Source organism: uncultured Alloprevotella sp., assembly GCF_963536905.1.
Taxonomy (GTDB): domain Bacteria; phylum Bacteroidota; class Bacteroidia; order Bacteroidales; family Bacteroidaceae; genus Alloprevotella.
On the sequence record NZ_CAUTBW010000076.1, the window covers coordinates 1 to 7,041 of the forward strand.

At 39.7% G+C, this 7,041-nt stretch carries 9 protein-coding genes, 1 tRNA gene and 1 pseudogene; 3 read left to right on the forward strand and 8 right to left on the reverse strand.

All coding sequences use genetic code 11. The features are described from left to right. The 3 genes from ABLA33_RS09755 to ABLA33_RS09765 all read left to right on the forward strand — a co-directional run. Positions 1-168 (forward strand): MscL family protein (locus ABLA33_RS09755; RefSeq protein ID WP_347720159.1); only part of this gene is annotated, 168 nt, incomplete at its 5' end. 238 nt (positions 169-406) lie between these two features. After that, entirely contained in the window at positions 407-1,957 is a 1,551-nt protein-coding gene (gene guaA, locus ABLA33_RS09760; RefSeq protein WP_311490878.1) for a glutamine-hydrolyzing GMP synthase, read from the forward strand. Between the two features lie 440 nt (positions 1,958-2,397). Further along, positions 2,398-2,787: an L-rhamnose mutarotase gene (locus ABLA33_RS09765; protein ID WP_347720157.1), complete on the forward strand. Its 390-nt coding sequence runs from the start codon at positions 2,398-2,400 to the stop codon at positions 2,785-2,787. Between the two features lie 75 nt (positions 2,788-2,862). Here ABLA33_RS09765 and ABLA33_RS09770 read toward each other — a convergent pair. The 8 genes and pseudogenes from ABLA33_RS09770 to ABLA33_RS09805 form a co-directional block, all read right to left on the reverse strand. Then, positions 2,863-2,935 (reverse strand) — tRNA-Thr (locus ABLA33_RS09770). 83 nt (positions 2,936-3,018) lie between these two features. Then, the gene (locus ABLA33_RS09775) at positions 3,019-3,597 is read right to left on the reverse strand and encodes a 7-carboxy-7-deazaguanine synthase QueE (protein ID WP_347720160.1); all 579 of its coding nucleotides are present in this window, start codon (positions 3,595-3,597) and stop codon (positions 3,019-3,021) included. Beyond that, positions 3,584-3,928 carry a 6-carboxytetrahydropterin synthase gene (locus tag ABLA33_RS09780; protein ID WP_311490880.1) on the reverse strand — a complete coding sequence of 115 codons (345 nt, stop codon included), beginning with the start codon at positions 3,926-3,928 and terminating at the stop codon, positions 3,584-3,586. Before ABLA33_RS09780 ends, ABLA33_RS09775 begins: the two co-directional genes overlap by 14 nt. Positions 3,929-3,942: 14 nt before the next feature. After that, entirely contained in the window at positions 3,943-4,494 is a 552-nt protein-coding gene (locus ABLA33_RS09785; protein WP_347720158.1) for a GNAT family N-acetyltransferase, read from the reverse strand. Next, the gene (locus ABLA33_RS09790) at positions 4,481-5,098 is read right to left on the reverse strand and encodes a YigZ family protein (RefSeq protein ID WP_311490882.1); all 618 of its coding nucleotides are present in this window, start codon (positions 5,096-5,098) and stop codon (positions 4,481-4,483) included. Before ABLA33_RS09790 ends, ABLA33_RS09785 begins: the two co-directional genes overlap by 14 nt. A gap of 81 nt (positions 5,099-5,179) precedes the next feature. After that, the gene (locus ABLA33_RS09795) at positions 5,180-5,635 is read right to left on the reverse strand and encodes a MaoC family dehydratase (RefSeq protein ID WP_311490883.1); all 456 of its coding nucleotides are present in this window, start codon (positions 5,633-5,635) and stop codon (positions 5,180-5,182) included. Positions 5,636-5,645: 10 nt separating this feature from the next. Next, positions 5,646-6,629, reverse strand: a complete 984-nt coding sequence (locus tag ABLA33_RS09800) for a hypothetical protein (protein WP_311490884.1) — start codon at positions 6,627-6,629, stop codon at positions 5,646-5,648. Positions 6,630-6,958: 329 nt separating this feature from the next. After that, positions 6,959-7,041 (reverse strand): annotated as a pseudogene (locus ABLA33_RS09805) (IS982 family transposase); the annotation flags it as partial.

Here is a 7,041-nt window from a genome sequence, read left to right on the forward strand (position 1 = left end):
ATGGAAACGTTGTATTTTATTATTATAGCCTTCTGCGTATTCTTGTTGGTAAAACTTATTAATAGCTTCAAGAAAAAAGAAGCGCCTGCACCTGTAGTTCCAGCAGAACCAACACCAGAAGAAAAGTTGCTGACAGAGATTCGTGACTTATTGAAGGAAAGGAAATAAAAGATTAATTGTTATAAATTAAAATTTAAGCGTCAAGTCGCAAGTTTATTGTGGCTTGGCGTCTTATTTTTTCCTCGTAAATCACGCTATGAAATCCTTATAAACTTAGAAATTTTAGGCTTAGAGAGAGTTTATAACTGCTAGATATAGAAAGAACATTCTTAATTTGTATAATATCAGCAAGGTAACTTTATAAGTTTTGCTTAACTTTGCACATAGAATATAAATTCTTTCTAAGATGCAACAGAAAATCGTTATTCTTGATTTCGGTTCGCAAACGACGCAACTTATTGGACGTCGGCTTCGTGAACTGGATACTTTCTGCGAAATCCTCCCTTACAACAAGTTCCCCAAAAATGATCCTAACATCATTGGTGTAATTCTTAGTGGTTCACCTTATAGTGTTTATGATCCTGAGGCCTTTAAGCTTGATTTAGATGACATCCGAGGACGTTATCCGATTTTGGGAATATGTTATGGAGCTCAATATATGGCTCATGTCAATGGGGGAAAGGTTGAACCTGCTGGTAGTCGTGAATATGGTCGTGCAAATCTAAAGACAGTGGACACGACATCACCATTGTTCAAGGGGTTCGATAAAGATTCTCAAGTTTGGATGAGTCATGGTGATACAATTACGGCTCTTCCTAAGGGCTTCCATTGTATTGCGTCAACGGATTCAGTAGAATTTGCAGCATATCAATCGGAGACGGAACAGATTTATGCAGTTCAATTTCATCCAGAAGTATTTCATTCGCTTCAAGGTACTCAATTGCTAAAAAACTTTGCAGTGGATATTTGTGGGAGTAAACAAGATTGGAGTCCTGCTTCTTTTGTTGAAACTACAGTGGCAGAACTAAAAACTCAGTTAGGTAATGATCGTGTGATTCTTGGTTTGTCTGGTGGCGTTGATAGTAGTGTTTGTGCTGTATTGCTTCACCGTGCAATCGGGAATAACTTGACATGTATTTTTGTTGATCATGGAATGCTAAGGAAAAATGAATTCCGTGATGTTCTCAACGACTATGAGTGTCTAGGGTTGAACGTGATAGGTGTGGATGCCTCTGAAAAGTTCTTTAAAGAGTTGGAAGGTGTCACGGAGCCAGAACAGAAGCGGAAGATAATCGGTAAAGGGTTTATAGATGTCTTTGATGCAGAAGCACATAAGATTACAGATGCTCGTTGGTTGGCGCAAGGTACTATTTATCCTGACCGCATTGAGAGTTTGAACATAACAGGTAAAGTTATCAAAAGTCATCACAATGTGGGTGGTTTGCCTGAGAAGATGCATCTCCGTTTATGCGAACCACTGCAATGGCTTTTCAAAGATGAAGTACGTCGCGTTGGCCGCCAGCTTGGAATGCCAGAACATCTCATCACTCGACATCCTTTCCCTGGTCCAGGTTTGGCAGTGCGCATTCTGGGTGATATTACACGTGAAAAAGTGCAGGTATTACAAGAAGCAGACGACATATTCATTCGTGGACTGCGCGAATGGAGTACCGAGATCGATGGGAAACAAGTTAGTTTGTACGATCAGATCTGGCAAGCTGGCGTAGTTCTACTTCCCATTAAGAGTGTTGGAGTAATGGGTGATGAACGCACGTACGAAAAGGCTGTGGCACTGCGCGCTGTTACAAGTCAGGACGCAATGACTGCAGATTGGGCTCACCTTCCTTATGAATTTATGGCACAAGTGAGCAATGATATCATCAACAAGGTGAAAGGAATCAATCGCGTATGTTATGATATTTCATCAAAGCCGCCTTCAACGATTGAGTGGGAGTGATTTGTTTTGAAACATATCAAGCATTAAAGGGGCGGATATTTTTCCGCCCCTTTAATGCTTGATATTGAACAAATTTAGAATATTTTTATCTTTACTCTTTTTATGAGAGCTATTAACAAATTATGGTCATTATAACTAAGTTACGGCAACTCTCTTTTCGCACGGGAATTATAGTTCTTTTCCTATGTGTTCCTTTTTATATAGCCTCATTTGCCCAGATGCTTCTTCCTATTTCTGCTGCTACCAAAAGTGTTCTGTGGTTGGCTCTCTTTGGTTTAGCTAAAACATTCCAATATGTTGGAGGTCTTATCATAGGTGTTGAAGGTTTTAAGCGTTTGAGGCAGTATTTTCAGCGTAAAAGAGGAGAGACAATATAGTTTCTTCTCTTATTTTTGTTACTTTTGTTCTCCTAAATTTTTAAGATAAAAGAATAAGATAATATGCAAAATTTACAAGAAGGGTATCCTGTTACCCATTTTTCAAGAAAGACAAAGCGGTATTGTCAGACTTTGGACTTGCGTGAGGAGCCTGAATTGATTGCGACTTATAAACAGTTACATTCAGAAGCAAGTATTTGGCCGGAAACACTTGATGCAATCCATGCTGCAGGTATTTTAGAAATGGAGATATTCCTTCTTGGCACCCGTCTTTTTATGATAGTTGAAATGCCGGCCGACTTGGATTGGGACACTGCTATGCAGAAGATGGGGCAAATGCCGAAACAGAAAGAATGGGAGGCTTTAACAGCTAAATATCAAAAGGCAGATCCAGATGCAGGAAGTGCAGAGAAATGGCAGCTTATGGAGCGTATTTTTCATTTATACAAGTAATATAGAATAAAACCTATTTGTCGATAATAAGTATAAGACAAATAAGGACAAGTCTTGGACTTGTCCTTATTTGTGAGCCGAGAGCCGGACTCGAACCGGCGACCTACTCATTACGAATGAGTCGCTCTACCAACTGAGCTATATCGGCGACCTTTTCGCAAGATTCATTTCTGATTTTCGCCTGCAAAAATAATGTATTATTATTTTACGACAAAGTCTTTTGCATACTTTTTATTGAACTCCTATAATTTTATGAATTTGCAATGATAATTGCCAAGAGGGATTGGCTTTAATGAAATCAATCGTTGCTTGTAAAATTTTTTTATTCTCTGCAAGATTCCCTGTGTCGCAGGGTTGTAGGTAGCGATGTTTAGTTTCTATATCTAAGTATGGGTTAAACTCTGTGTTTGTATAAACTATTTTCAGTTCATCACAATGTTTCAATACAGGAGTTGCCTTATGCTGAAAATCCTTTTTGGGGGAGAGTGTAATCCAATCAATACCTTTAGGTAATTCGTGTGTACCATTTGTTTCAATGGCAATGAACTTTCCTTGGGCGTGTAACTTTTCTAATAAAGTCTCTTTGACGAATAACGAAGGTTCCCCTCCTGTGAGTACTACGTGTTTGGCAGGAAAGCTCTTCGTGATACTGAGAATTTCTTCTTCGCTCATCATTTTTCCTTCTTCGTGGAGCGTATCGCAGAAAGCGCATTGGAGATTACAGCCCGAGAAGCGGATAAAAATGGACGGAGTCCCTGTCCAAAAACCCTCGCCTTGAAGAGAGTAGAAAATCTCGTTAATCTTGTACATCATCCTTCTCGTAAGTTGCGATATTTCCTTCAGATTCTTGGAATGATACTTTATAGCAATGGGGAATCTGTTCGCAAATCCAGCGCGCCAGGTTCTCTGCTGTTGGATTAAAGTTGACGACATCGTTGGCGTAGCGATGATCGAGCTGTCCGCTTACGATTTCTTTAACGTGTTTAAAGTCTACCACCATTCCGTTCTCATTGAGCTCTTTTGTTTTGCAATAAATTGTAATGATCGCATTATGGCCGTGAAGGTTTGTACACTTGCTCGCATAGTTGAGCATGAGATGGTGGGCAAAAGCCACTTCAATTCTTTTCTTAATGTAATACATAATGGGTGTTTCTTTCAGTAAGTCGTGTTGGTTTTCCCATAAACAACACGATGTATTTGTTTGCTGATATTATTAAACTGTTCGTTGATAAACCTTTCGTCAGAGCTCATTAAGCAAAGTGGAAAAGGTTCATCTGTATCTCTATAGGGAGGCTGTAGATAGACTTTTGGGCAGAGATGCAGCCCATGGCGTTGATAGAAGGCAATACGCCGTTGAGCAATAGTACTACTTTGGGGTGGTTCCACTTCAATAATAAGTGGCTTTTTGATACTTTCAAGTATGAGGACTAAAGCCCTACTTCCCACTCCATGTCCACGTAGGCTAGAATTTATAGCAAAATGCTCACCATAGATGAAGCCTTCCATGGGCCATAATATGAAGAAACCAGCAAAGCTGTTGCCGTATAGAATAGTCCACGGGTGTGTTTGGCCAGACGTTAATGTTGTGACCCATTGTTTTGCAGGTCTGCGCTCCTCAATAGGGAAAGCTTGTTCATAGAGCTGCAGGGCTATTTCTAAATCTTTCTCAGGAGTAAAGGGGCGAAGGGTAATGTTATTCTCCATCATTATCCTCAATCTGAATCTTAACAGTGTAGAATTTTCTCAAACGTTCACAGAGAAGCTCTACTCCGTTTAATGGGATTGTGACAGTCATGTGTTGCGCTGTGGCATCATATTCTCGCGAGGATATTTCTGTACTTTCTTCTCGTAAGATCTTCATAATAGCGTCTACTTCTGTATAAGGAACACTTATATTTATGTTTTTGGTCACAATCTTTTCTTCAGTGACAGCTTGATTAAGTGCCTCTAAGGCTGCTGCTTGGTAAGCTCGCCCAAGGTTTGCTGCTCCTAAAGGAGTACCTCCATAATACCGAACAACAATGACAAGAGTATTTGTTAAATTCTTCGATTTGATTTGCCCCAAGATAGGGCGGCCTGCTGTGCCCGATGGTTCTCCAGCATCCACACCCCGTGTTCGTTCTCCGCCATGTCCTAAGACATAGGCATAACAAACGTGGCGTGCATCATAATAGTCCTTCTGGTACTTTTTGACTATTTCTTTTACCTCTTCTTCATTTTCTACGTGTATGGCAAAGGCAAGGAAGCGGCTACGCTTCTCTGTGTAAAGTCCTTCTCCGAGCGTTGCAATAGTGAGGTAGTGGTCGGTCATTGTAGAGCTGTATAGAGATATGACCGACGGGCACAACTGATACATCAAATCAGTATGGCCCGTCGATTGGTGGCTGATCAATTAGTTGAAATAGTACAAGAAAGTAGCAATACCTTCTAATGCGGGCTTGCGCTGATCCTTGATTTCAATTTTGAATTTAACTTCGGCTTTGCAGATTCCTCGTAAGTTTTGAATGTCGTGGAGAGATGCAACTAGGCGGAGGCTGGAACCAGATAGTACAGCTTGTCCAAACTTCATTTTATCCATTCCGTAGTTAACCATCATCTTGATGTTGTTTACTGTAATGATTTCACCCCACATATGTGGAAGTAAACTCAATGTTAGGTAGCCATGTACGATAGTTTGGCCAAAAGGACCTTCTTTAGCGCGTTCTGCATCAACATGAATCCACTGGTGATCAAGAGTGGCATCAGCAAATTGATTGATGCGTTCTTGATTAACTTCGAGCCATTCGCTCGTTCCAATTTCTTTGCCTTTTAGAGCAGCAAATTCTTCGTATGAATTAATTGTTATCATAAGTCTTTTATTATCGTTGTGAGATTTCTTTCATTGTCAGGGATTGAATCATAAAGTTTCGATCCATCTTTACCTGTACTTGATATGATCCGAATGTTTTACCCTCATTGTCGCGAGTGATGTGCTGATCAACGGAGAATGTAACATTATAGCTACTTCCATTCTTCACAATGTTATAGTTATTGTTTACATTAAAAGAACATTCCTCAATATGCTCATTGAACATCTTGGAGATTAGATTCATGACATCGGCCTTTGTGGCATTTTTCTTTGAAAGAAATTGATCCATTATTGGTGTGATGCATCCTGCAATGCGATTTTCATCATTGTCTCCAAACGCATCATAGAATATTTCAATTGTTTGCGTAATACCAGCATATTCGTCGTCTGTTATTTCTTGATCTTGCTTCTGACCTTGTGCAATGCTTGCTTCAGAGAAATAGCGTCCTTGCGGGTGTTGTTCCATATAGGCGTTATAGGCTTCAGCTGTGCCCAACGACTGCGCTCTCACCCAATCAAGCGAGTCTATTTTCTGATCGCACAGATTGCTGTAAAATGAATTGGAGAATTTATCTTTAAACGAGATAAAATCGGCAGTGTTGCTAGAGTTCTGAATCTGCAACCAGTTGTTTTCCATCTGCTTAAATTCATTCATTCTCTCTCTAACATCATCAGCATACTTGCTATTTGGGTAGCGATCTAGGAAGGCTTGGAAATCCGCACTACTATTGCTTTTCTCTAGAGCCTCATAGGCTCTCTGCTCTTGTTCAGTTGAGGCTGTAGAAGATATGTAATAGTAGGCTCCACAACCAACAATCAAGAGAATAACGACTACAATTGCAGCAATAATGATACCCGTATTCTTTTTTTTAGGAGGGGAGGGTAGTGGGGGTTGCTGGTTCTGAAAAGGAGGGACTTGTTTAGCTGTATTTAATGTGTTAGTTTCCGGTGCTGGTGGAAACTGTCCTTCTTGTGTAGTTTGATTATATTCCATTTGTGATTGAGATTAGTTAGACTATTTAGGTACAAAAATATTATAAACGAATGGAAAAGAAAAGAATCTTATTATTTTTTGATTTGTATAACCTTTCCTATCTCTGATTCTTTTATTCAAAACGTAAGAAAATAATCTTAGTGATAGACTGTATCTTTTTCTTTTATTTGACAATGAGTTTTTTGCGGACGAGAATGTTGCAGAGTATTACAAAACATTCTACTTGAGAGAGGAGGAGATTATCTTTTGGGGATACAGGTTTCAACTTTGGGGTAGAATTGACGTGAATGAAATTACTATTGCATAACTTTAACGTGAGTTCGACGAATTCAGAACAATGCGAGCTGTGTATCAATCGTCCTTTGTACATTGATACACGGCTTCTTTGGAAACAGACAATAGGCAGCAATTG

What these genes read in the sequence shown, in the direction of transcription:
- ABLA33_RS09800 (WP_311490884.1), bottom strand. Translation starts at nt 6,629, where the DNA reads ATGGAATATAATCAAACTACACAAGAAGGACAGTTTCCACCAGCACCG.
- ABLA33_RS09780 (WP_311490880.1), bottom strand. Translation starts at nt 3,928, where the DNA reads ATGTATTACATTAAGAAAAGAATTGAAGTGGCTTTTGCCCACCATCTC.
- ABLA33_RS09775 (WP_347720160.1), bottom strand. Translation starts at nt 3,597, where the DNA reads ATGTACAAGATTAACGAGATTTTCTACTCTCTTCAAGGCGAGGGTTTT.
- ABLA33_RS09790 (WP_311490882.1), bottom strand. Translation starts at nt 5,098, where the DNA reads ATGACCGACCACTACCTCACTATTGCAACGCTCGGAGAAGGACTTTAC.
- ABLA33_RS09765 (WP_347720157.1), top strand. Translation starts at nt 2,398, where the DNA reads ATGCAAAATTTACAAGAAGGGTATCCTGTTACCCATTTTTCAAGAAAG.
- guaA (WP_311490878.1), top strand. Translation starts at nt 407, where the DNA reads ATGCAACAGAAAATCGTTATTCTTGATTTCGGTTCGCAAACGACGCAA.
- ABLA33_RS09795 (WP_311490883.1), bottom strand. Translation starts at nt 5,635, where the DNA reads ATGATAACAATTAATTCATACGAAGAATTTGCTGCTCTAAAAGGCAAA.
- ABLA33_RS09785 (WP_347720158.1), bottom strand. Translation starts at nt 4,494, where the DNA reads ATGATGGAGAATAACATTACCCTTCGCCCCTTTACTCCTGAGAAAGAT.